At 39.4% G+C, this 25028-nt stretch carries 18 protein-coding genes; 2 read left to right on the top strand and 16 right to left on the bottom strand.

Annotation, left to right across the window (positions count from 1 at the left end):
• Nucleotides 1-56: 56 nt before the first annotated feature.
• Together C0V70_RS00775 and rpoZ are read left to right on the top strand one after the other, a co-directional pair.
• Entirely contained in the window at nt 57-1871 is a 1815-nt protein-coding gene (locus C0V70_RS00775; RefSeq protein ID WP_102241958.1) for an AMP-dependent synthetase/ligase, read from the top strand.
• Between the two features lie 100 nt (nt 1872-1971).
• Nucleotides 1972-2184 (top strand): DNA-directed RNA polymerase subunit omega, encoded by a 213-nt coding sequence (gene rpoZ / locus C0V70_RS00770; protein WP_102241957.1) that lies wholly within the window; start codon nt 1972-1974, stop codon nt 2182-2184.
• A 218-nt stretch (nt 2185-2402) separates the two neighbouring features.
• On the opposite strand, the gene lon is transcribed toward rpoZ, so the two are convergent.
• From lon to pilO, 16 genes are all read right to left on the bottom strand, one after another.
• On the bottom strand, nt 2403-4910 hold the full coding sequence (lon, locus tag C0V70_RS00765; protein WP_102241956.1) for an endopeptidase La: 2508 nt from the start codon (nt 4908-4910) through the stop codon (nt 2403-2405).
• 17 nt (nt 4911-4927) lie between these two features.
• Nucleotides 4928-5416, bottom strand: coding sequence for a hypothetical protein (locus C0V70_RS00760; RefSeq protein ID WP_102241955.1), 489 nt, complete (start codon nt 5414-5416; stop codon nt 4928-4930).
• A 46-nt stretch (nt 5417-5462) separates the two neighbouring features.
• Nucleotides 5463-7256 carry a matrixin family metalloprotease gene (locus tag C0V70_RS00755; RefSeq protein WP_102241954.1) on the bottom strand — a complete coding sequence of 598 codons (1794 nt, stop codon included), beginning with the start codon at nt 7254-7256 and terminating at the stop codon, nt 5463-5465.
• Between the two features lies 1 nt (nt 7257).
• Complete coding sequence (locus tag C0V70_RS00750) at nt 7258-7980, bottom strand: hypothetical protein (RefSeq protein ID WP_102241953.1); 723 nt, start codon at nt 7978-7980, stop codon at nt 7258-7260.
• Nucleotides 7981-8109: 129 nt separating this feature from the next.
• Nucleotides 8110-10713 (bottom strand): excinuclease ABC subunit UvrA, encoded by a 2604-nt coding sequence (locus C0V70_RS00745; RefSeq protein ID WP_102241952.1) that lies wholly within the window; start codon nt 10711-10713, stop codon nt 8110-8112.
• Between the two features lie 77 nt (nt 10714-10790).
• The gene (gene rpsI / locus C0V70_RS00740; RefSeq protein ID WP_102241951.1) at nt 10791-11195 is read right to left on the bottom strand and encodes a 30S ribosomal protein S9; all 405 of its coding nucleotides are present in this window, start codon (nt 11193-11195) and stop codon (nt 10791-10793) included.
• A 15-nt stretch (nt 11196-11210) separates the two neighbouring features.
• A complete protein-coding gene (gene rplM, locus C0V70_RS00735; RefSeq protein ID WP_102241950.1) occupies nt 11211-11651 on the bottom strand; it encodes a 50S ribosomal protein L13 in 441 nt (146 codons plus the stop codon).
• A 158-nt stretch (nt 11652-11809) separates the two neighbouring features.
• On the bottom strand, nt 11810-14254 hold the full coding sequence (locus C0V70_RS00730) for a BamA/OMP85 family outer membrane protein (protein WP_158649513.1): 2445 nt from the start codon (nt 14252-14254) through the stop codon (nt 11810-11812).
• On the bottom strand, nt 14254-18177 hold the full coding sequence (locus tag C0V70_RS00725; protein WP_133566642.1) for a translocation/assembly module TamB domain-containing protein: 3924 nt from the start codon (nt 18175-18177) through the stop codon (nt 14254-14256). Before C0V70_RS00725 ends, C0V70_RS00730 begins: the two co-directional genes overlap by 1 nt.
• A 91-nt stretch (nt 18178-18268) precedes the next feature.
• The gene (locus C0V70_RS00720) at nt 18269-19438 is read right to left on the bottom strand and encodes a hypothetical protein (RefSeq protein ID WP_102241947.1); all 1170 of its coding nucleotides are present in this window, start codon (nt 19436-19438) and stop codon (nt 18269-18271) included.
• A 184-nt stretch (nt 19439-19622) separates the two neighbouring features.
• Nucleotides 19623-20195 (bottom strand): elongation factor P, encoded by a 573-nt coding sequence (gene efp / locus C0V70_RS00715; RefSeq protein WP_102241946.1) that lies wholly within the window; start codon nt 20193-20195, stop codon nt 19623-19625.
• Between the two features lie 14 nt (nt 20196-20209).
• Entirely contained in the window at nt 20210-20653 is a 444-nt protein-coding gene (locus tag C0V70_RS00710) for a type II 3-dehydroquinate dehydratase (protein WP_102241945.1), read from the bottom strand.
• Nucleotides 20654-20667: 14 nt separating this feature from the next.
• Nucleotides 20668-21999: a tetratricopeptide repeat protein gene (locus C0V70_RS00705; protein ID WP_102241944.1), complete on the bottom strand. Its 1332-nt coding sequence runs from the start codon at nt 21997-21999 to the stop codon at nt 20668-20670.
• A gap of 8 nt (nt 22000-22007) precedes the next feature.
• Nucleotides 22008-23795, bottom strand: a complete 1788-nt coding sequence (pilQ, locus tag C0V70_RS00700; RefSeq protein WP_158649512.1) for a type IV pilus secretin PilQ — start codon at nt 23793-23795, stop codon at nt 22008-22010.
• A gap of 104 nt (nt 23796-23899) precedes the next feature.
• A complete protein-coding gene (locus tag C0V70_RS00695; protein WP_102241942.1) occupies nt 23900-24373 on the bottom strand; it encodes a pilus assembly protein PilP in 474 nt (157 codons plus the stop codon).
• Between the two features lie 2 nt (nt 24374-24375).
• Complete coding sequence (pilO, locus tag C0V70_RS00690) at nt 24376-25026, bottom strand: type 4a pilus biogenesis protein PilO (protein ID WP_102241941.1); 651 nt, start codon at nt 25024-25026, stop codon at nt 24376-24378.
• Nucleotides 25027-25028 lie beyond the last annotated feature (2 nt).

The raw sequence follows: 25028 nt of genomic DNA, 5'->3' as shown, positions 1-25028 counted from the left end.
GTTTTTTAACTAAGATGCCGAAATTAAGTTAAGCAAATTATTTAAAGGTTCAATTTATGATGAAAGATTCAACAATTTCAAAACTCTTTTTTAGAAAGACTTCGAAATCACCTCACAGAAAAGCTATTGGATGGGTTGATGGAAACGACCTTAACTTCTACAACAACGATGAATACCAACAGAAAGTTCGTCAGTTTTTTTACGGACTGATTAAATTAGATACTCAGCCTCAAGACCGCGTAGCTATCCTGGCACAGACTTCTAAAGAGTGGCACTTTTTTGATCTTGCAACAATGTGCGCTCGCGCAGTAGTGACTCCCGTCTACCCGACTTATCTTGCTCATGAAGTTGAATACATTCTCAACCATAGTGAAACAAAAATTCTCATCCTGGAAAACGAAGCTCAAATGCAAAAGATCCTTGAGATCCAGCACAACCTTACGCATTTGAAATATATTGTCGCTTTAAAAGAAGTCACTGAGGACTCTGTTAAAAAACTCTCGGATAAAATTACTTTTCAAAGTTTTCAGCAATTCCTCGACAACGGGACAACAGAATCACAAAATTCTCCCAAGCTTTTTGAAGCGACAATTGAGGCCAGTGAACCACTAGACATCGCCTCAATCATTTACACTTCAGGAACAACTGGTGAGCCAAAAGGGGCCGTGATTTCTCAGCGCGCTTTTGTAGTCATGTTAAATAATGTCTACACTTCTCTTAAAACCAACATTCTTCCAACAGACCGAACACTGACGTTCCTTCCGCTCTCTCACGTCTTCGGCCGCTGTGATTCTCTCTTAAACTTAGTTTTTGAATTTGAATGTGTCTTTGCCGAATCACTTGATAAAGTAGTCGACAACCTTCAAGTTGCTAAACCAACTCTTCTTCTTGCCGTTCCAAGAATCTTTGAGAAAGTTTATTCAAAAGTTCTAGAGAACATCCAGAAAGAAAATGATCTAAAAAAGAAAGTCTTTGATTGGGCGCTTAAGGCCTCTAATGATTATTTTGAAAAAATTAATCAGGATAAATCGCCAAGCACATACGAAATTCTACAAAAGAATCTTGCATACAAATTAGTATTTGAAAAAATCTACAACCGCCTGGGAGGACGTATTCGTTTCCTGGTTTCAGGTGGAGCTCCTATTTCTCCTGAAATTATCCGTTTCATGCAAAACGCGAATCTTACTATTCTTGAAGGCTATGGTCTGACTGAAACAGTCGCCCCTTGTATCCTGAATCCTCCAGTGAGACAGATCCCGGGAACCATCGGCCTTCCTCTCGGTGATGTTCAAGTTAAGTTTGCTGAAGACGGCGAGATCATGGTGAAGACCGAGGCGATGCTAACGGAATACTACAAAAATAAAGAAGCCACAAAAGAGGCCATTAAAGACGGCTGGCTTTACACTGGCGATATCGGTGAACTTACTGTTGAAGGCTACGTTAAAATCACCGACAGAAAAAAAGACATCATCATTACCAGTGCAGGGAAAAACGTGGCCCCTCAAAAAATTGAGAACACGCTTAAACTGCAAAAGCATATTTCTAATGCCATGGTTGTCGGAGACCAGAGAAAGTTCTTGGTCGCGATTATCAGTATCGACCACGAAGCCTTCCGCGATGACGGCGTGAGCGGCAGAACCTATGAAGAGCTCGCTGAGGACTCGAAAGTTTATGAGATCGTCGACCAGGAGATCCATACCGTAAACAAAGAGCTGGCCAGCTTTGAGAGTATTAAAGGGTTTTTTATTGCACCGAGTGATTTTACGGTCGAAAACGGCCAGATTACCCCTTCCCTGAAGCTTAAGAAGAAGGTTATCCTGAAAACTTACGCTAAAGAGATTGATGCGTTATATAAAAAGCTGGAATCATAAGGGACCCAAGCGGGTTCCTTTGACAAAAATACCGATTCCGTCTATAACCTAAAGTTCGTAAATCTATTTTTAGCCCCAATCGGCTTTAGGAGACAATCCAATGGCAAGAATTACTATCGAAGACTGTTTAGAAAAAGTTGAAAACAGATATGAGCTAGTTCACCTAGCTACTAAGAGAGTAAAGCAACTAAGAGAAGGAGCTGAGCCTCTAGTTAAGTCTAAAAACAAAGAAGTTGTAACGGCACTAAGAGAGATCGCTGCTGGTAAAATCAAGCACGCTCCAATCAGCGAGTACGACTCAGACGAATTCTAAGATCTTATTCTTCATTTATTTCTTATATAAAAGACCGCCTAATTTAGGCGGTTTTTTTATGCCTAAATCTTAAGGTTAATTCCATTTAAAGATAAATACCGGTGTCCGATATGAGAAATGTAAACATCTCATGTTTGCACAAGAAACGGGGAATTGTGTTTATCTAGAGTGTTTATAAAAAAGGCCGGTGGAGACCGGCCTTTCTATTTTTAGATTTATTACTTTTTTAAAGCAATCTTCAGAACTTCATCAAAATGCGAAACCGGGTAGAACTTCATTCCTTTTCTATGTAGGACTGGAACTTCTTTTAGGTCTTTCTCGTTTTGTTTTGGGAGAATGATATTTTTAATCCCAGCGCGTTTTGCCGCCAGAACCTTTTCCTTAATTCCACCAACCGGAAGAACCTTACCAGTTAAGCTCAACTCCCCTGTCATCGCGATATCAGAATCAACCGCTTTGTTAGTCGCTAAGCTGTAAAGAGCAAGGGCCATCGTAATACCAGCAGAAGGTCCATCCTTAGGAGTTGCTCCTGCTGGAAGGTGAAGGTGAACTTCGTGTGCTGCCAGGTAATCTTCATTTTCATGCTCATCTTTCTTAACAACTGGAGTTGCCGGAGCTTTAGTCGCTTTCTTCTTAACTGGAGCAGGCTTCTTCTCGTCCATTTGGTTTTGAAGAAGTTTTTTAACGTATGAGTAAGCTAGTGTTGCTGACTCGTTCATTACGCCACCAAGCTGACCTGTAAGTTTGAATCCTTTCCCTTTAAGTGGAAGAGTTTCAATGAAAAGAATCTCTCCACCGTACGCTGTCCAAGCAAGACCTGTAACAACACCTGGTTTATTTTTCTTTTCTGCAGAGTCAGAATGGAAACGTGGAGTTCCCAGCATTTCTTCCAGGCTCGTTGTTGCTGGAACAAATTTTTTCGCTTTATTTTTAGGGCGAGACACTTTTTCAAGAGCTGCACGTCTACAAAGCTTAGCAATATGTTGCTCAAGAACGCGCACACCTGGCTCACGAGCGTAGTCTGCAATAATTTTCTTGATAACATTTAGGCTTAAAGAGAAATCTGATTTTGTCAGACCGTGCTTCTTAAGCTGACGAGGAATAATCCATTTCGTTGTGATCGCAACTTTTTCTTCCAGCGTGTAACCAGAAAGCTCGATAACTTCCATACGGTCTAGAAGAGCTTCCGGAATATCATTGATGTAGTTAGCTGTTGCAATGAAAAGCACTTTTGATAAATCAAAAGGGATGTCCAGATAGTTGTCGATGAATGTCGAGTTCTGTTCTGGATCTAATACTTCAAGTAGAGCTGATGCCGGGTCCCCTTGGAAAGACTTCCCGATTTTATCAATCTCATCCAGCATAATAACCGGATTGTTTACTTCTACTCTCTTTAATGCCTGAATGATCTTACCTGGCATTGCTCCCACGTAAGTTCTTCTGTGTCCTTTGATCTCAGCTTCATCTCTCATTCCCCCTAGAGAGAAACGGTAGAACGTTCTTCCTAGAGAGGCGGCGATTGATTTACCAAGAGACGTCTTACCCACTCCCGGAGGACCTGCTAAACACAGGATCGTTCCATCGTATGAAGGCTTAAGCTTTCTTACGGCAAGGAATTCAAGAATTCTTTCTTTGGCCTTTTCAAGACCGTAGTGGTCTTTTTCCAGGATCTTTTTAGAAGCAGCGATATCGATGTTGTCATCTGTCGACTTCTTCCATGGAAGTTCAATTAACCATGTTAAGTAAGTTCTCGCTACGTTGTATTCTGGAGATGAGTCTGGAATAAGCTCCAGTCTCTCAAGTTCTTCCTTCGCTGTTTTTAAAACATCTTCAGGCATTCCAACTTTTTCGATTTCTTCTTTAATTCTCTTGATATCGCGAGACTTTTCATCCTCTTCCATACCAAGTTCAGAACGAATAACTTTTAGCTGTTCACGAAGGAAGTACTCTCTCTGGTATTTGTTAACTTTATCGTTAACTTCATCAGAGATTTTCTTCTGGATATCAGCTACATCTTTTTCACGCTTTAAATAAACAAGAAGTTTCGCAAATCTCTTTTTAACAACAAGTGTTTCAAGGAAGTCCTGCGCTTCCGGGATATCAAGAGAGATCGCAAATGCTACAAGGTCGGCCAGTGACCCAGGAGAAGGCGAGTTTAACATCGCCAGCTTCATCTCTTCGTTGAAGTATGGGTTGATTTCTGAAAGTTTCTTTACCTGATTGATAACTGATCTTGTGTAAGCATCAAGTTCTTCATCAGTCTCAAGGATGTCATCAAAAACTTCAATTTTTGTTTTTAAGATTGGAGACTCAGAAAGAATTTCTGAAGCTCTATATCTCTTCATACCGTGAACAAGAACGTTCACTGATCCATCTGGAAGTTTAAGTTTCTTTACAACTTTACAAAGAACCCCAACTTTATAGATATCACCTGATTTGATTTCTTTTTTGTCGAAATCAATTTCTTCCTCAGGGATTACTTCGCCTTCATCATTCTTCAGGTCGTTTTTAACCAAGTTAAGAGCGACATAACCTGTTTTTAAAAGTGACTCATCCAGTTCTGGTGTGAATTTTTCTTCACTCAGAATAATAGGTGCGATCATTCCCGGGAAAATCGGGCTGTTCATGATCGGGATAATAACAACGACTTCAGGAAGCTTTGGAAGCTCTTCCTTGCCAGTCGACGGCTTTAGCTTTACTTGGAAATCACTTTCTAAATCAGACATTATTAAACTCCAGGAAATTAATTTTTCAAATCAATAACGAGACGGCCTGGATTTTCCAGGTAAAAAATATCAGCGATCACTTTGCCTTTTAATTGCATATCAATAGACAAATGATTTGATTCGATTGGGAAAAAATTGATCTTGTTAATAAAACGAGTATTGGCCACGGTTTTGAAGTCTTTAGCTAGGCTTGTTTCAAAGATATCCAGGTACATTTTTTTATCATCTGAAGAAATGTGTCCATAGATTTTTGGAACTTGATTTGTCGAGAAGTCGATAACGATTCTTTCAAAACCTTGTTTTGGGTTATACGACTGGCGCAGAGATTTAAGCGTCGATTGAAGCTTAACTCCACCGTTGTGAAAGATTCCCTTTTCAACGTAGATTGAAGTTTTGTTGTTGCTTAGTTTTCTGATTCTTTCTTTTAGAAGATCCTGGCCTAGCGCTGGTCCTGTAAAGATTGATGTTAAGCAAAACAGAGAGAGAGAAAGAGCGACAAGTTTCATATAAGCCCCGGCTAAATATACTCATAAAAGTATAAATCAGCTTGGGTTATCTTGCTATATGTTTTGGCTTATTCTGCTTAATGATTGAAGAGGTTAGATGGCAAAGAATTAGACTCAAAATCAGACCAATAAAAAATCCACCCGGCCCATTGCCAGATCCACCGTTAAGGTCCACCGTTCCACAAGCGATACCGTCGTCTTTCTTGCGCGCCCCACTCGATGTCGTGCCCTTGGTTGTGAAGTCTGTTAACGCGTAAGTGTTGTTTGCATCGGTACATTGAGTGTTGTCAGTGAGCACTTGTTCCTTCGAAGACACCAATGAAAAAGTCGAATTTCCATTGTCTCTTACAATAGATGCACTGACTAAATAGAAGTATAGAGAATCTTCAAAGTATCCCGATGATGGAAAATAATCTGTTTTAGTATATGGAAGCCCGTTCGGGAAGTAGGGGAACTCCATTGATTCAGGCGTCACAGTAATTTCGAAGTTATTATCCGACAAAAGTGATCTGTTAATCGGAACGCGCACCACCGTTTCAAGATTTAACCAGCCATCTGATTCCTGAATGTATTTTGGCGTGACATTGGTTGTTCCGGAATCTCTTTTAACTGAAATATTGGCCTTGAAAGGAGAATAGAAACTTTGATTTAAAATCCTGAACTCAGCATAAAGGCTCCCTGTCCCCACCGCATCCCAATCTGAAACGCCAGAAAGGTCCATGCGGAAATAATCAGCACTTCCCGATTGACTCATTTCTTGAGCAGAGAAAAAACCGACGAAAGCGTTACCCAATCCACTCATCACACTGCTTTGAATATCAAAGCCAGCCGGAGTGATATTTTTATTTTGCATATATTCAACCGGAACATCAAGGCCACAACGAATCGTTACATTCCCAACATTCACACTTGAAGAATTAAGACTCACGGACTGAGGAAAACCTTCTCCGGCAGAACCACACTTTTGAAAGAAACTTCCACGGTATTTTTTCGAGTTATCACAGAAATCGTAATGGGCATTTGAGTATTTATTAGGAAGGCCTACCAGCGCAATTGGTGACGTGTACAAGTAATACTTGTCATTTTTATCCAGACCATCAATCACAAAGGTCCCGTCATAATCACTGATATTGGATCCGGCCACTTGTCCGGTTTTAAGAGAAATCGCCTGAACATGAACTCCAAAAACACTAATTAATGAGCGCCCACCAACAACTTTTCCATTCAATGACCCTTTAGTAGAATCACCATTCGGGTAAATAGAGTAAACTCCGGCCTTATCATCACTCGATATTTGGTTTTGTCCTCTGCTTAAAGCATAAAACATACTCGAGCCATTAACCTGACTGTGACCTAAACCAAGAAAATGCCCCATCTCATGAGTCAGAACGTTCCCTAGATAATTCACCTCTGTCACTGCCGTAGAAAAGGTAAAATTATCATTGATTAAAATATCTGCTTCAATAATTTCACCGGTGTTATTTTTATAATAAACCTGAGTGACTCCAACAACACCTGTCCCGTTAAAAACCGAAGGATCTGTTGAAAAGTAAATTTCATTTAATCCCGTCTGTCCGGAGCCAGCTGTTTGGTTTTTACGCAAGCTGATTTTAGATTTTCCATCCCATTGAGCAATTGAGTTAGCGGCAATCGACTGAACCGTCGCCGAAGAAAGAGACTGAGTGTTTGTGCTGTTAACAAAAATATCTAATAGTGCAATGCCGTTCGTCCAGTGGACTAAAGAATCGCTGGTCGTGCGGTTTTGCACATAGGCCTTCGCCTCTGTTAAAAACAGAGTTACAGAAAGTGAAAATAGAATTGCAATTATTGTTTTTTTCAACTTAAGTTCTCGTTCCCTTTTTCAACTTCCACCACATCGTCAGAGCGCTAATAACCATCAAACCAAAAAAAGACCACATGGCCACAATGCCATCATTGTGTCCTTGCTCATCGACCTGTGCTGGAGCACGTTTTTCAAAAGTTACATTTTTTGCAAAGACGCCCTGTTTTTTTGATCCTTCAACAGGAGCAGCACTATCAACCTCAGGCGCACGAGTTGTTTTAAATTTCGTTTTGATCATGTCGATCATACGCTCTTTTTTTACCTGACCGATATCGGTGTCGTATGGGAACACGCTCGAAACATAATAAACCTGGCCGTCGCGGTTTTCGATTTTATATTTCCCCATAGTGAAATTGCTCAGGTAAATTTTAGATTCAATTTTCTTAAGCAGAAGAAATGATTTCTCTCCAACTGCAAACTCAGGAGCTCCATCGATAAATGAAGTCACCCCGTTTACCGTTCCTCCTGTCATGGTTATTTTTAAAAACTCTCCGTCCAGGTCACTATTGTCTATGTTGTAAGATTCATTCATCGCAAATGTGTACTCAGTAAAAATAAGTCCCATTTTATTCATGAATGATTTTTTAGATTTAAGTTCCACTTCAGCAGCGCTGTTTGATTCATCGACTAACTTCTCCAAAGGCATGATTTGAAAAGTCGTGGCAAATGCACTTAATGAACTTACTAAAAGAACTAAAATGAATAAGCCTTTCTTTAGCACTGTCTTCCCCCTGGAATTAAGTACTATTTTATCGGCTTTTCATTCTTAGAAATTGATAAAAAAACAGTGATTTTATGACTAAAAAATAGACACCTTTTCCTCTAGAAATGCCTGCAAAGCTGCTGATTTTTAAAACTCAATCTGATGGTGGGAGATTTGAGCAAAAAAAGCATTTTGGTCAATTACTACTACGGTGTTGCCACTGCCAGATAATTGGTGCAAAAGCTCAGCAAGTGGAGCGTACTCGTGATGAGAAAGGCCACTCGTAAGGTTCTCGAAAATGATCATCGCCCCCTGGATTTTTTTATCCAAAAGAGTAAGAAGTTGCAGCCTTTGTCTTTCTCCACCAGAGAGAGAAATGAGCGTTCTATCGAGCGAAAGATAATCCAGCTTGAGAATTTTAAAGTACTCCCAGATTCTCTTTCCTTTTGGCGTAAGTTTAATATGTCCAAGGACTTCGGAAAGTGGAAGATTGAAAGCCTCATAGGCCGTCATCGTTCCATCTGAAATATTGGCGTAATAAGGTTTTAGCTTTTTCCCTTGGCAGTCTTCACAGACAAATTCCACGTCTTCCATAAATTGCATTTCTACAATCTTTACTCCACGTCCTTCACAACTCAAGCACTGTCCAAGCTCTGAGTTGGAAGAGAAATGCCCTTCTTTAAGACCTAGTTTTTTTGAAACTTCCAGACCTGCAAAATACTTGCGCACAAATCCACCAAGATCAGTGTAAGTGGCCACAGTAGAGCGCGAGCTGATTTTATCCAGACTGCTGTTGATCACAATCACATCTGAAACGTCTTTGACACCTTTTAATTTCTTGAACGTATAATCCTCAAATGAAAGTCTTGTCCCATAAACATTTTTATGAATTTCATTGGCAATGATATTCACTATAAACGATGTCTTCCCGGTTCCCGACTCGCCGTGAACCCAGTTGATCGCATCTTTTTGAATTTCAATTTTCTTTTTATTAAGCCCTCTGATATTGGCCTCTTCCAGCTCAATAAAATGTTTCGACCCATTTAAGTTGTAATCGAACTTTGGCAGTTTATTTTTATCCTCTTTGTACGGTCCCTGATAAAGAACTTCTCCCCCACGCCCGCCGGCAAAAGGCCCCATCAAAATGAGTTCATCCGAAGTCGATTTTAAATACTCCGAGTGCTCCACCATAATGATCGTATTCCCCTGATCGCGAAGTGAGCGCAGGTACTGAATCAATTTTTTCTGTGTCGAAAGCGAAAGCCCTAAACTTGGCTCATCCAAAACAAACAATGACTGCGATCCTTCATAAGAAAGATACTTTGATAAAAGGAGTCTCTGGTATTCACTCGAACTCATCGAGCGAACCTTTCTGGTATTTTGTAAATGCCCCAATCCCAAATCCACGCCGACCAGATAAAGACGCTCGAGCTTTTCAAAAGTCGTCATCAACTTCTCATGAAGAAGCACTGACTTTAAGTCTTCTTTGATTTTTTTCAAGCAGCCACTTGAATCAACAAAATTATTCTTTAAAAAATCTTTGTAAGTCACGACTCTGTCTTTCAGAACCAATGACATACTTCCAGCTCTCTCGGAAACACGCGTCCCTTCACAAGCTTCACACAGAACTTCAGTCTGCATGCTTCTCATATAAATACGAATGTTTTTTTTATAGCGCTGGGTTTTTAAATACTCAAAATACTCATTAAAGCCTTCGTATTTTCCGGCACCATCATAAAGGAACTTCCAGATACTTTGCGGCTGATCTTTAAAAGGAACATCAACATCGTAACCAGCTTTTTTTGCTTCTTTTAAAAAGGTCGAAAACAAATGCTGAAAATGGGAGAAGTTAAGAAAGTTAATCGCCCCTTCACGAATAGTCTTCGTCGGGTCCTTAACTAATTTCTCTCTGTCATAAGTTAAAATCGCTCCATGCCCTTCACACGCCGGACAAGCACCAAGAGCATTAAGCGGTGAAAGCGACTCTACGTTAGTAACCTTTTGTGCTTCTGAATGACGATTGCAAATCGGGCAACGATATTCATAAGTATGCTTTAACTGAATCTTTTTCTTCGCCCCCAATACATAAAGCAAAATGTCTGCATCTTCGCGCAGCTTTGCTTCTTTAAGCTTTGGGAGGATCTGATCTATATTTTTTCTTTTCACTCTAAAGAGTTCATACCAAGGGTCTTCTTCGTTAAACTCATTGAGCGTTTTGCCAAATGACCTTGATGGGTTCATCTCACTCGAGACTGTGCGGCGGTAATCATCCGCTTTGGCAAAGACGTGATACACCTCTTCATCAGAAGCCTTATCTTTTTTAAGTTTTATTATCTCACTTTCCATTGCCAGGAATTTTTCATACGGAACATGATGATCAGGACAAACAAACGAGCCCAGCTCCATAAAAAGACGCTGAAGCCTCTCATGGCCCCCTAAAACATCCAAGGCCACTGGTCTGGAGTTGATGACCGGATTGTGCTGGGGAAGTCCCCAGGCCGGCAATACAGGATAAATACTATCGACATCAACAGTGTGCGGGATTTCCCAAAAAAATTTCATATCGGTCGGAAGCGAATTGATAAAGCGCCTCTTTGACTCTGTTAACAGAGTATGAAACGCCAATGAACTCTTTCCCGATCCCGAAGGACCTGCGATACAAGTGATCTTTCCTTGAGCGATATCAATATTGATATTTTTTAAATTGTGAGTTCGTGCGCCGCGAACCTTGATGACATTAAAGTTCTGCATGATTGGATTCTAGGCCCAGAAAATAAAAAAGCCCACATTTCTGTGGGCTTTTTGCGAGGACAATATATAGACAAATATTATCTTTTCGAGAATTGGTATCTCTTTCTAGCACCAGCGCGTCCAGCTTTCTTTCTTTCTACAGCTCTTGGATCTCTTGTTAGGAATCCAGCAGCTTTTAGTTCAGAACGAAGACCTGGTTGAACTTTAATAAGTGCTCTAGAGATAGCTAGGCGGATAGCTCCAGCTTGTCCAGAAATCCCACCACCAGCAACGTTGATTACGAAGTCGAACTTCTCAGCAAGTTTTACTAGGTTTAATGGTTGGTTAACAACGTATAGGTTAGTTTCTTGTTTAAAGAAGTTTCTTACGTCTCTTTTATTGATTGTGATTTTACCTGACCCGTTAGCCATGTAAACTCTTGCAACAGCAGTTTTTCTTCTACCGATTGCGTGTGTGTCGTATGTTTTACCTTTTGCAGCCATCTTATGATCCTTTTATTATTTTAATTTATATTCAACTGGGTTCTGAGCAGCGTGATCATGAGTTGCGCCTGCAAAAACCTTAAGCTTTGTTAATTGTTTTCTACCAAGAGTATTTTTCGGTAGCATACCTTTTACAGCTTCCATAACGATTAGTTCTGGGTGCTTTTCAAGTTGTTCTTTAGCAGATCTAGTTTTGATCCCGCCTGTGAAGTTTGTGTGCCAGTTATATTCCTTAGCATTCCACTTATCACCAGTGAATTTTACCTTATCTGCGTTGATAACTACTACGTAGTCACCAGAATCAGTGTTGTAAGTAAATTTTGGGTTCAGTTTCCCTCTTAGGATGTCAGCAATTTGAGTTGCTAGTCTTCCTACGATTTGGTCTTGAGCATCGACTACGAACCATTTTTTGTCTGCTTCAGCTGGCTTTAGAACGAACGATTTTTGAGTATACATAACGCTTTCCCTTAAAGTGATCCCTTCAATATTGTTTTTCGCGAACGAAAAATTACGAAGTATTTATTCAAATATAAAATGCAGAAAAATGCAAGTGTTGTCCCTTATAGCGAGTTTTACGGCCCTCCGTCAAGCACTTCTTGGAGAGAATCTGGAAACTAAAAGAATCCTATTGAGAGGTGGAAACGACCTACTGAGTCGCGTTGCTTGTCTGGATATGTCTTGCGCTGCAACTTGAATCCATAATCAAAGTCCAGGGAGCCTACAGGGGTCAAGTACTTAAGCCCAGCTCCAACGGAAGTTCGCAGTTTTGTAGGTTGAAAATCGCTGACAAACACTCGCCCGGCGTCAAAAAAGACCCCTAATCTCAGGTTGTCGGTCAGGTTATAACGAGGCTCAAATTTAAGGGCCGTAAAATAAGCTTCCTTTTGGACGATGACTTCCCCGATCGGAGTTCCATCCATAAGCCTATTAATCTCTCCCTGGTCGTATCCGCGGATCTCATCATAACCATCCAGCCTGAACACCTTAATACTCGGAATATAACCGCGCGTGCGTGGCTGTCCGTTAGCATTGAGGAGAACATTTCCATTGGCATCTTTTAAGACATCTTCAGCAAAGTTTTTCTGGTATCCGGCCGCAATTGAAAGCGCCAGAGTAAAATCCCCAACCGGATAATAAAAGCGGTTGCGGCTGATCACTTTAACAAAATTCACTTCCAGGTCTTTTTCATGCATCGACCCGAAGTATTTATTGGCCCATTCAGAAGATAATGTAAAAAAGGCCCCTTTTCTTGGGTTAATCACATCGTCTCTGAAATCCAAAGTAAGCGTCGGGGTAAGACCTCCGATCGAGAAGTTATCGTTATCTTTTTCTTCTGTGGCATCAAACTGAACAATGCGCTCGAACTGGTAGCGTAACGATGTTGAAAACCACCTATTAAAGTTCTTAGAAAGCTGTGGTGAAATTCTTAAAATATCCGCATCGAATCCATAAAAACGAATGCGCTGATAAGAGGCCGATGTTTCAAATTCTACCTGAGTCTTTATATACTCATGAAAAAGATAAGGCTCGGTGAATGTCAAACGTGACGAATACTCAAACAAATCCTTGTCATCTTTTCTTCTTCTCTCATCAAATCCATCTAAATTAAAACGCTCGTTTCCTTGAAGCCTTAAACTCAGGGAGCGGTTCATCCCACCCAGGTTGTTCCATGAAACACCAGTAGAGAGCTTGGCCCCCAGGTCAGTACGAAATCCTGGTGCCACTTCAATCAGACCAAAGTCCTTTTCTTTAACCTGGATCACCAGATTGGTTTTTGCACAACCAGATGCTTCAGATTCATACATCATATAAGGAGTGATGCGCAGTGAAGAGAATAGGTTCAGGCCCGAGAGTTTCTGTCTTAAGATTTCCAGTTTCCCCGGAGTGATCAACTCCCCTGGTTTAATATCAATTTCGCGATTAATAACCGTAGATTTAGTTTTCGCGTTTCCATTAATAATGGCTTCGTTAAAACAAATCTGGCGGTCAAGAGCGATTTCTGGTTTTAAATCCACATAAGTATAGGCGCGGTCGTAAACCATCAGGTCATTGCGGTTTAAATTAGAGATTGTCGCAAAATAATACCCTTCATTTTGAAAATGAATGATCATCTTGCGAAGGTCGCTTTCAATTTCAACAATATTGATCGGCGCCCCTTCTTTATTAACCAGCGCGCTCTTTACTCCTGTTGCCAGCTCTTCCGGAACTTTCTGAAAAGTGATGTTTCTTAAAATGACTTGCTGTTTTTCTGCAATCCCGTACTCAATACTGACGGTGTCGTCTTCGTCATTAGTCACAACTCTAGGCTTTGAAACTTCAACAAAAACAAACCCGCGGCTCAAATATTCTTTTTTCAGAATGTCTGAAAACTCATCAAAGAATTTTTTATCATAGAAGCCACCTCTGGCCAGAGGCGTTCCACTCTTTTTAAAGATCTCTTCAATCTCTTTAGATTTAAGATAAGAATTCCCACGGTAGACAATTTCCTTAACGATAACTTTAAACCCCTCGTCGATGACGAAGAAGTAATTAATGACTTTTCCTTTTTCCAGGTCTAGCCCTTCATTTTGATAGAACTTCACACCCGTCTGATAAAAGCCTGTCTCCTCATATTGATCAGCAATATAAGTAGCGAGTCCTGCAATATCAAATTTTCCAAACTCGTTCTTAATTTTTTCCAAAAGCTTCGTTCTTAGTTCCTGATGACTAAAAACATTATTGCCTTTGAATTCAAAATTCACTCTTTCTTTAGGCTCTACAATAATTTTGGCGAATACATTCCCTGCTTCGACCTGAAGTTCATGCTTAACAATGGCATTGAAGTATCCACTGTTAAACAAATCTTTGGTGATCTGATCAATTTGAATTTTTAAAGTCAGGTTATCGTAGGTTTTTCCAATGATCGCTTTAAAATAAGTCCCAAAACGCTTCTTCATCGCCGGGTTGTTTAACTCGACTGCTTTTAACACCGCCCCCTTTGGTACGGATGTCTCCTGGGCCATGGCCGGATTAACCATCATGGTGCTTAAAAGAATTAAAAGAAGAAGGAGCCTTTTCATTAGAATGACTTCCTCCATTTTAAATCGGCACCAAGAGAGTTTGGTGTATTCGTGTTTTCATCTTCCGTCGGTTTAACTTCGTAAACTCCTTCCAATGAAAAGTTCTTATTGATATTGAAATTTATGTTCATTTCCTGCTTTTGCTCTAAAGATCCACCAATTGTACTTGAAAGCGATACATCTACGCGATTGTTAATTTGCTTATTAATCTTAACTTTTGTCGCTGATTTAAGCCTGCTCGAACTTCCGTCACTAACGGCTGACTTACCGGAAATAAGTGTTGTCTCATCTTCTTTGAATTCCGGTTGAACGCTGAGTTTTAATCCCAGCGTTGAATTTAAGTCTTCATTAATTTTTAGCTGGTCTACCAGAAGGGTCCCGATTCCTACTGTCGTTACGAACCTGCGCTCACCTGCTTCCAGATTTTTTGACATATCAGAGGTAACTCCCAAAGTCAGAAGCGATAGTAAATCTTCTTTCGAAAGCGCTGGCTCCGATGAAAGTTCGACGTTAACATTGCTAATCGTTCCAGAAAGATCCAGGCGCATATCGTAGTCGTTAATTTTAGCAGCACCCGTAAACTTCAAATCAGACATTCGGTTTTTACCGCGGTCTCTGATTTCTACATACCCCTGACTTAAAGCAAAGTCGTGGCCTTTGAATTTAAACTTACTGATGTTGGGAACTGTTTCCAATCTGGTGTTAAACTCTGGAGACAGAACATCTCCAGTTACCTGGCCATTTCCACGGAAGTAAACTTCCACCATATTATTTTTAATTAAGACCGGGCTTGCTGTTTCAAATGAAAGGTTCAAATCAATGAAGCCCTTATTTCCCAAGACATCTTTTTCCGGGAGATATTTTTTATACTCATCAATGCTGACTTTATTCTCTTTCATCAAATCGGCCGGATCTTCCAGGATTTCTCCGTGAAGAAAATTCACTTTACCATTGAGCTTATAAGGCAGGTCGGTCCCTGTAACAGTTCCCGTACTGCTAATAATAACATTCGATCTCTTAAACAGTGGTACTGTGGCGCGGTCAATTTGATAAACCAGATTAACCTGCGGGTACATATCATCAAAGAATACCTTACCACCGATTTTAAATTCACCTTCTCCATAATTCCCGCGCATTCTGGTGACTTCAAAAGACTCGCCATTTTTTACAATCGTATAATCAAATGCTGTGACGTAACCCGGGAGCCCCTTGATCTTTAAGGAATGATTGTCTCCTGAAACATTCAACTCTTTCACCTTAAAATTCTTATCTAAGACGACCTTAGACTGCCCTTTAATGACGCCGACAGCGCGCTCAATGTAATTTGTGGCCATTTCAAAAAGGCTCGCTTTTAGAGCAAAGCGATGATCAACTTCAATAATACCATTAGAGAGGTTTCGCCCTTTGCTTAAGAAGAAGTCTTTTCCATCGTGAAGACGAAGGTCCCAGCTCTTAACAATTCCTTCATCAACTTGAATCATGTTGTATTTCGGGTCAATCTGCAAAGAGATGTCCCCTTTCCTTAAGATTAAGTCCTCAACATCCAGAAAAAAACGCCTGATTCCCAAAGAACCTAAACTGATTTGAGTGTTAAGTTTCGCCTTAATTTTTCCAGTGATTCCACGGTCAATCATATTGTGGCCAGAAAAAACTCCTAAGAATTCTCTTAAGTCGCTGGTTTCAATGCTTGATTTAATGGCCGCAATGTCTGTTTTAAAACTGACTAATGAATCAACTTTAATTTTTCCGCCTAAAAGACTGGCGTTTGTTACGATGTCGTTGGTGTTAATATAGAAAATCGCCGTTGATGAGGAAGCCGGAGCATTCCCGATAAACGCATTGGCCACTCTCGTTTTAAAGCGAGAACTAAAATCTCTTGTTGTTCCATTTCCATCAAAGTCTAAGAACAAGTCTCCATCGTACTCTAAGTTTAAGTGGCGATAAAAATTAAAATCTCTTAAACGCAGAGACTGTGTCGCTCCCGTGAGATCAATGTAATCATTTTTTAGATTAACATTTACATTGGCATTAAGTTCACCACGCGATTTATTGATTTTAATTTGCTTGAAGTTTAGCAAACTATTGGCCAGAGAAAATTTAAGCGAGATTTTCTCCGCCTCTTCTCCTGCAACTTTTAGATCTGTCCCTTTAATTTGTCCGTCAATTTTTAAAGTATCGAGACCGAAGCCTCCTTTGACTGCATAATTGGCTTCAAAGTTAAACTCAGGGTCCACAGGAAGCTTAATATTTTTAAAGACGAGCTGATACATTTTTCTGGCATCAGAGAAAGTCGTATTCGCGAAATCAATCTTAAGGTCCATCCCTTCGTTCTTATCATCAAACCCCAAACGCCCTTTGGCATTGAAATTAGATTTATTAAAGACACCTTCCAGATTCCTGATATCCATTTCAAGTTCATTTAAGGCCAGAGAAAAATCGGCCTTCACTTTACCAAAATTCAGCTCAACAACACTAAAGTTATTCCAGTCGACATTGAAGTCAAACATAACATCATCAAGTGGTCCTGAAACTTTTAGAGTGGCCGGTCCAGACCCAGTAAGCTTTACGCCGGCAATCGGTCCCAGTGCCTGAAGATCAATTTTGGAATTTGTGACATCGACGTTAATTCCTTTTTCAGAAATTTTCCCGACTGCATTTATAAGAGTATTGGGCATTGATAGTTTGGCATCAAGATTAACTGAATAATCTTCGTTAATCGTAACTGTCGTATTTTCCAGGTTGAAACCATTATTTTTTAGAATGTCGCTCTTGCCATTAGAAGTCGTCAGTCTAAAATTCTGGACACTCACTTTTTCTTTAATCGTAAAGACTGCTCTGTTACTAAAAAGAGCCGCTTCCACATCTCCACTCACTGAGCCTTTTAATGTTTCAAGTGAGTCCTTGGCCGCTAATAAGAAGGTATTAGTGTAAGCATTCTTTAATCTGAGGCTGAAATTAAAATCAGTAAACTTGCCAGTATTCAGATCGAGGAACGCCTGAGGTTTTCTCAGTAAATACTCTTCAATTCCATTTTTTGCCTGAAGTTTTTGGGCAATCAACAAGTTCTTCTTTTTTGCGACTGTTCCCTCGACATTCTTAAGCTTGATCCAAGGAGTGTCAGCGTTAGTTGCATGGAAAGTTATAACGACATCCGGGTTATCAATCACTCCGGATGTTTCAAACTCTCCCTTCAAATCACCCTTGATCGCTTTGATATCGGATGGAAGTGTCTTAAAATTATTGAGAACACTTTCAGCACTGGCCGTTAAAGTTCCTGTTGTTTTTAAATGCAGCAGACTTCCTTCGTTAAAGGCAGCCCCCTTGAGTTCAACAATGTTCTGGTCTTTTTCAACTTTGAGCTCATCAATTCTCCACTCCTCTTTTTCCATCGCTCCCAGGAGTTGAACTTTGGAGATATTAACTGGTGCGAAGTCAGGACTGTCATGTTGAATAGAAAGATCAGAGACATCGCCTTTGACACGGACACCTTTGCGCGATGGCGAAACTAAAAGTTTATTCACGTAGAGTGATGTTGTATCAATATCCAGTTTAATTTTTTCGAGATCAAGAATATTCAATCGCACAGGCAATGAAGTAAGAACTTCTGTATACTTGGCAAAGATCTCCCTGGTTTTCAGTTCTCTGACAATCGTGTCTTCTTCGCTTTTTTTGTAGATATCTAAATCAACCGATCCGTCGCGAACGCTGACTTCATCAATTTCTAGTTCGCTGGAAATGAAACTCGCGTAAGTGAAGGCCACTTCAAGCTCTTTGGCCACAACTTCAACATCAAGCAAAGTCGGATCTTTTTTTACAACGTGAACATTTTTAAAAGTTGTCGATAAAGGAACAAGGCTGAAATCAACACCAGAGAAACTTAATTGAGCACCAAACTTTTGAGTCAGGATTTTTGAAACTTTCATCGAAGCTTCATGTGAGAATCTTTCAGAGTGAATGAACCTCCACCCACCGTACAGGGTGAGAAAAGTGATCACTAAAAATACAAGAAGAATTTTATTTATTCTCTTCAAGACTTCTTAACCTTTCTCCCACCAAACGATAGTGCGGATTCTGTTGTTTAATTTTGATAAAAATATCTTTCGCTGCTTTATGCTTTTTTAACTTAAGTAAACTTTCGGCCTTTAGATAATAGAAGGCCAGAATCTCATCATTAAGAAGCGGCTCGCTTCCTGTAATGTCATCCACCATGTCTGAAACTTTGTAATATTCTGCGTGATTAAAAAGAGCCTGGGCCATCATGAACTGGATGCTAATTCTTTCTTTCACATTCGTCATCAATGGAATAACTCTTTCACTTAATCGAACGACAACTTTATCCATTCCCAAAAGACCAAAGGCCACAATCATGTCTTTGCCTTTTGAAAGCAGCTCATCATCATGCAAGTCTTCAATTGAAAGCAAGATTTTTCTTTGTTCAGTTATGCTTGGTTCAACTGCGCCAGACATCACGTCCATTGCCAGCTGATCATAATCAGCGTGAAGCTTATCTGTTTTTTCAACAGTGTTTACTTTTGGCCTTTTCTCTTCAAAACGTTTCGTGTTGACCTTCTTCTCTTGTAAAAAAGCCATGAACTTTTTTTGATGATTCGGTTTATTGAGCTGAAATGTTTTTTCAGTCAAGGCCAGCATCAAATCTTTATCGTAATAGAATTTGAGAATGAATTCATAAGCAAGCTTCCAATGTTGAAGCTGCCAATTCTCCTCGAGAAGCAGGAAGTATTTCAATGACTCTTTTGAGTTTTTCCACATCTCTGGATGAAATTCAAAAGCTTCTGCTTCTTCCAATGAAGAAACATCTTTTTTCCCGAGAATGTATTCTGCCGCATGAATATTTTTATGATTTTTCAACATTCCGTAAGCAGCAAACTCCGCCAGGATTTGCTTGATGGCAGGAACGCGTTTAAGTTCTACCAGGTAATCCAGAATGAACTCAGCATAGTTTTTTGCGAGCTTAATTTTTCCTGATCGATACGCAATCTTCCACATCTCAAAGTATAACCTTTGAGCTTTTCTTTCACGAAAGTCGCGATCCATTTTTTCAAATGCAGATAAAATGAGCTCGTCGTTGCCCGCATCTTTTTTTGAAATCAAAAGATCGAGTTCGCGCAAAATTAATGTCCATTTCTTTTCATCAATCAAACGATGAAGTTGTTCAAATTCCAAAAATTTTCCCTCACTTAAAATTAAGTTAAGTTATTGAGATTATTTTTATTTTAACCCGAAAATGGCTGAAGAATGAGGGTAAATATATGCCTGCCAAATTTTTTTAGTTGAGAGTTTTGGGTGGAGATATTTTGAAGCGGGCACAAATAAAAAAGGCCCCAAAATGGGGCCTTTATGAATAGTCTTATTTTGCGTTAGCGCGTTCGATGTATTCACCTGTACGCGTATCGATTTTTAGAAGCTCACCTTCTTTGATGAAAAGTGGAACTTTAACTTGAAGACCTGTTTCCATAACAGCTCTCTTAGTTGCACCTGAAGCTGTATCACCTTTTAGTCCTGGATCTGTCTCAGCAACTTTGATGAAGATGAAGTGAGGGTGCTCAATCGAGATTGGACGACCTTTATAGTAAAGTACTACTAGCTTAGATCCTTCCATTAAATAATATTTATCATCTCCAACCTGCTCATTTGTCAGGTGGATTGTTTCGAAGTTTGATTGATCAAGGAAGTTGAATCCATCAGCGTCTGAATATGTGTATTCTACTTCTTTTTCTTCTAGGTCTGGAGCTGTAACGTTAGTTGAAACTCCTGACTTCCAAGTTCTTTCGATAACTTGTCCAGTTTCAAGGTTTTTAATTCTAGCTGTTACGAAAGCAGAACCTTTACCAGGGTTAGTAAAATCAGATTTCAAAACGACGTAAGGTTTCCCTTCAACTTCAATTTTTAAACCTTTTTTGATCTCGGTAGTGTCGTACATAAATATATTCCTTTTTAAAAAAGCTGAGACTTAACAGCTGTAAGATATGCGATTTTTCCTAGGCCTTCCATTATGATTGTTGAAGCTTTTGCAGTCAACTTCGTTTGCCTGAACTCCTCACGTCTGTGAGTGTTAGAAATATGAACTTCAATCACCGGACATTTCATAAGGCAAAGCGCATCAAAGATGGCCACGCTCGTGTGAGAGTAAGCTCCGGGATTAATAATTAAGGCCTTATAATTTTTTTGTGAAGCTTCCTGGATCTTAGTGACAATCTCACCCTCGATGTTGGATTGGTACCACTCGAGTTTTACATTGTCCTGTTCCAGCGATTTTTCTGTATAATTTTTGATTTCTGCGAGAGTTAACGACCCGTAAATTTCGGGTTCGCGAGTGCCGAGCATATTGAGATTCGGCCCATTGATGATGAGAAATTCGCTATTTTTCGTTTGATTCATTCACGGACAACCTATCAAACGCGCGATTGATAATCTAGTGCTCTTTTTTGAATTTTCTTTAAGAATTGGCCTAATTTTTCTTCGATTTTGCGCTTTTGCTCTTCGGATTGGGCAATTTTCTGGTCGATTTCATCTGGAATCGGATCACTTGCAACTATTTCAGCCTCAATCACCTCTTCATGACCAAGCTGCTGATCCAGAATATCCATCAGGTTTCTACGTCCGTCTTCCTCTGAAATTTCTTTCAAGGCTTCGAGGTGAGGCTTGTTGGCGACAGGGATTTCGATTTTAATTTCAGGAGCCTTTTTCACAGGGGCTGGAGTTGAAACTGGCTCAGCTTCATAAGGTCCCATCAGTGATTTGATCTCTCTGATTTTTTGAATCGTTTTTTCGTCTTTTGGATTGAGAATTAAAATCTTCTCTAAAACTTCCAGGGCCTTTTCAATGTGACCTTGCCCGCAGTAAAGATCGACAAGTGTGTGAGTGACAAGTGGAACTTCACTCGCTTCTTCTTGTTCGCCTTCTTCCTCTTCTTCATTATCTAAATCTAAAGCAACATATAAATCTGGAGCTGTTTTGATTTCAACTTGCTCAAATTTTTCCAATAACGTAGGTTTTGTGGTTTCTGGTTTTTCTTCAACCGGAGTTGCTTCTTCCGCAGAAGATCCCAGGTCTAATGGAGTATCACCTTTTTTCAGATTCCAGAATTCGTATGGATCTTCTACTGCTGACGGTGTTTTCTGCTCACGGCTTAAATCCAGGGCCATCCAGTCATCAAAATCTGCTTTAGAACTTGTTGGTTTACTTTGTAGTTTATCAATATCGAATAATTGATGATCATCAATCTCAATTTTTTTATTATCATTTCTAAATTCAGATTCTGGAATGTAAATAGGCTGATGAACCGGCCTGTATTGCTCTTCTATCGAGCGCTCAAGAGTTGAAACCTGAAGGGCCACTTCTTTATCGCGAGGATTAATGAACAAGAGGTACTTGTAAGTATCAAGTGCTTCTTCTTTATAACCAAGCTCCAGACAAACATCAGCAAAAAGCTTTTGGAGACGAATATTATCGCGGTTGTTTTCAACTAAAGGTCTTAGAGTATTGTATGCAAGATTATATTGTTTTAAGTCTGAGTAACAGAACGCCAGCCCAAGATAGCCCATGACATAAGTTGGATGGAAACGAATCCCTTGAGCGAGAATTTCCATCGCCTTGTCTGTCATACCAAGTTTTCTATAAGTTTCAGCAAGAGGCGCAAAGACTCTCGATCGCGGATTTTTTTCGTAATCCGCCTGATACTTTAGAAACAGTGGTGATAGAAGCTGTAGTTTATCTTTACTCATTGGTAAGCTTAGCCTCTGTCAACTAAACCAGCTTCTTCTTGGTTAATAATTCTTGGAGTTAAGAAGATAATTAACTCTTTCTTTTCGTTTCTTGGATTGTACTTTGTTCTAAAAAGCCAGCCGACTAGTGGGATGTCTTTTAAGAAAGGTACACCCGAGTGGCTTTCATCAGTTGTGTATGTGTAGATACCACCGACGACAACTGTAGCTCCGTTGTCTACTAGGACTTGGGTTTTAACTGTCCGTTTTGTTTCGTTACGTGGTGTTGTAATATCAGACGACGGCTCAAGAGAATCCTTCTGCATTGCAACCTCTAGAGAAATCGCACCTTCGTTTGTAATTTGAGGTGTAACTTCAAGTTTTAGCTTTGCATTCTGCAGGGTCCAAGTATTTGTTGTTCTTCCATTTTCTGCCAACGTTTGAACCTGGTAGTAAGAATTTTCATCCTGAACAATTTCTGCTTTAACGTTATTTTTTGTGATAACTTTCGGACTTGAAATAATTTTTGCTTTCGCTTCACTTTCCATTAAGTTCAATCGGAAATTCAAATCAATCAAGCGATTGAACTTTCCAATTGATAATCCGAAAATATTTCTCCCTGCTGCGGGCGCAGTACTAAAAGAGAAAGATCCGTTATTCCCTGAAGATCCCCCCACTCCTAGTGGGTCATAACCAAATGTTAGACCTTGGTCTAAACCAATTTCTTTTGTATATCTTTCAGATACTTCAACAATCTTTGATTCAATTAAAACCTGTGGTGTTTGAGTATCGAGAAGTTCAACAATTTTTTTTACTTTTTCAATGACATCAGAAGTATCTTTAACAATCAAAGAATTTGTTCTTGAGTCCTTAGAGATTTTCCCACGCTTATCTGTTGAATACTCTGCTAGAATTTTTTGAAGATCATCAATATTAGCGAAACTGATTGGAAATACTTTTGTTAGCAAAGGCTCTTGCTCTAGCGTTGCAATTTTAGCTTTTTTAAGCTCTTCCTGCTCTTTAATTGCATTTTCAAGAGTATTTACAATAAGAATCATCCCATTTTTTTTGGCAACAAGCTTACTCATCTCCAACACGGTATCAAGCGCTTGGTCCCATGGAATATCAACAAGACTTAAAGAGATCGGCGGCAAAGCCTTAGCATCTTCAGTTAAAATAATATTGAAGCCTGATGTTTCTGCAATGATTCTTACAATTTCTTCCGGTTTAACATTTTTTAAGTTCATTGTAATTTTTTTACCAATGTACTTTTTTCTTCCGGACATAGTTAAGTTATCAAGAATATCTTCAATAGAATCAGACTTTGGGATGTTAAGTCTGGTTGCTTCATCTTTAGAGATATTTGCAATTTTTTCTTTATAAGACTGCCCTTCTTCAGCTTTCTTTTGAGAAAAAACACCGTAGCGATTTTCAATTTGAAGAATAACTTTATTTGGCTTGCGAACAAGTGTCGAACGAACATTGTCTCTTAATTGAACCGCAACTCTTATATCTTTATCGGCTTTAGGTTTTTTGTAAGCTTTAACGAAGACAACACCACCCGAAAACTCAGAAGTGTCAAAGGCACGCATAACTCTATCTGTTGCCGCTACATCTGTTAAATCAACAATAATCTGTTTGTCTTCTTTAACTTGAAACTTACTGGCCTGGACATCATTATTATCGAAAATAAATTCGAGTTCACTAATCTCACCTTTTTGTGTGAAATTAATGGCCTTCATTTCACTAGCGCTTACACGCGCAGGCAGAAGGAAAAATAGATAAAATAAAACACTAAGAAAAAATCCTTTTTTCATGCAACTCATCCCTAAGTTATCATGTTATATCCTCTATAATTGAAGACTTAATTCATTATAGCATTAATTTGAATTTTGTAGCGTTTTTTTAATAACTGACTTTTTTAATCGTTTGATACAGGAATAACTGTTTCTAGGTATTCATCTTGATCATAAACGTTGCGAATTTTTTCAACTAAAACAATTCCACCAGGGAGGATCGCCTTAACTTCTGCACCATTCTCCCCAATTTTCATTCCTTCTTTAACATAAATAATGTTAGAGTCAGCTGAGCCCTTCTCATCAGAAACTTTTACCATTGCACGTCTTTCGGCTCCAATAACAACACCGATAACGTGGAGACTTTCAATACTGCGATTGTCGAGTGAGTTTGTATAGTTTGTATAGATCCCGTTCATGCGTTCTCTTTTTGTTGCCTGATTCGTTTTCTTTTTATTAATCCTTCTTTTAAAAGGATCTCTCAGATCCAAAGGATTTTTTACATACGTCTTACTTTTAAAGAGACTATACTGCCCCGAACTCTCCTGAGCGTGTGAATTTAATGTTAAAAGCGAGATCATTATAACAATGAGTTTCATAATTAATCCTCTTTTGGCGCTCTAGGCTTCGGAGGCGCACTATGCTGTTCCTGGAATTTTTTTTCAATTTCAGCAATACCGCGGTCTTCTTTAAAATTAGAATTGTATCGATAGGCTTCGATTAAAAACTCTCCGGCAATCAATTGAAACTTTCCACGCTGTGGTTCATCCACCTTTCTAAAAGATGCTTCTCCAACGTTCAGAATTCGTTTATTTTCTCCGATCTTTTCCAACATGATTAAAAATTGAAGGAATGTTGCTTTCGCTTTAATTCTATATCTGCGGGCTATAAAGAATCCGCGGTCAATCTCTTGCTCCGGGGCGATACTAATATCTTTAATATTTACATCATCCGCCATGGTTCTTAATAAATGCACATTTTCATTATCTGAGATATCAGAAGGTAGAAGCTGTTGCATTTTCTCAATTTCAATTGCTACTTTTTCAATCTTATCTTTTTCTTCTTTAATATTTGAATAGTAGTTTTTAATTTCCCTTTCCGTTTTCTTGTTCTTAACAAGCATGTTCCTTTGAACTTCTACTTGCGAATCAAGACCAAGAAGTTCTTCATTTTTTGCTTCATAAATCGTATAAAACTCAAAAAGAGCGTAAGCTATAATAAACCAATGTAAATTTTTTAATATTTTTTCCATTG

Origin of the sequence: Bacteriovorax stolpii (assembly GCF_002872415.1) — a bacterium.
In the GTDB taxonomy this organism is placed as follows: Bacteria; Bdellovibrionota; Bacteriovoracia; order Bacteriovoracales; family Bacteriovoracaceae; genus Bacteriovorax; species Bacteriovorax stolpii.
The sequence above is the reverse complement of the archived record's forward strand: the minus strand, read 5'-3'. Positions and strand labels throughout refer to the sequence as shown.

Excerpts from the sequence above, each read along its gene's own strand:
- C0V70_RS00725 (WP_133566642.1), bottom strand. The coding sequence starts at position 18,177 with ATGAAAGTTTCAAAAATCCTGACTCAAAAGTTTGGTGCTCAATTAAGT.
- pilQ (WP_158649512.1), bottom strand. The coding sequence starts at position 23,795 with ATGAAAAAAGGATTTTTTCTTAGTGTTTTATTTTATCTATTTTTCCTT.
- C0V70_RS00695 (WP_102241942.1), bottom strand. The coding sequence starts at position 24,373 with ATGAAACTCATTGTTATAATGATCTCGCTTTTAACATTAAATTCACAC.
- C0V70_RS00760 (WP_102241955.1), bottom strand. The coding sequence starts at position 5,416 with ATGAAACTTGTCGCTCTTTCTCTCTCTCTGTTTTGCTTAACATCAATC.
- C0V70_RS00705 (WP_102241944.1), bottom strand. The coding sequence starts at position 21,999 with ATGAGTAAAGATAAACTACAGCTTCTATCACCACTGTTTCTAAAGTAT.
- C0V70_RS00710 (WP_102241945.1), bottom strand. The coding sequence starts at position 20,653 with ATGAATCAAACGAAAAATAGCGAATTTCTCATCATCAATGGGCCGAAT.
- lon (WP_102241956.1), bottom strand. The coding sequence starts at position 4,910 with ATGTCTGATTTAGAAAGTGATTTCCAAGTAAAGCTAAAGCCGTCGACT.
- C0V70_RS00775 (WP_102241958.1), top strand. The coding sequence starts at position 57 with ATGATGAAAGATTCAACAATTTCAAAACTCTTTTTTAGAAAGACTTCG.
- pilO (WP_102241941.1), bottom strand. The coding sequence starts at position 25,026 with ATGGAAAAAATATTAAAAAATTTACATTGGTTTATTATAGCTTACGCT.
- efp (WP_102241946.1), bottom strand. The coding sequence starts at position 20,195 with ATGTACGACACTACCGAGATCAAAAAAGGTTTAAAAATTGAAGTTGAA.
- rpsI (WP_102241951.1), bottom strand. The coding sequence starts at position 11,195 with ATGGCTGCAAAAGGTAAAACATACGACACACACGCAATCGGTAGAAGA.
- C0V70_RS00745 (WP_102241952.1), bottom strand. The coding sequence starts at position 10,713 with ATGCAGAACTTTAATGTCATCAAGGTTCGCGGCGCACGAACTCACAAT.
- rplM (WP_102241950.1), bottom strand. The coding sequence starts at position 11,651 with ATGTATACTCAAAAATCGTTCGTTCTAAAGCCAGCTGAAGCAGACAAA.
- C0V70_RS00730 (WP_158649513.1), bottom strand. The coding sequence starts at position 14,254 with ATGAAAAGGCTCCTTCTTCTTTTAATTCTTTTAAGCACCATGATGGTT.
- rpoZ (WP_102241957.1), top strand. The coding sequence starts at position 1,972 with ATGGCAAGAATTACTATCGAAGACTGTTTAGAAAAAGTTGAAAACAGA.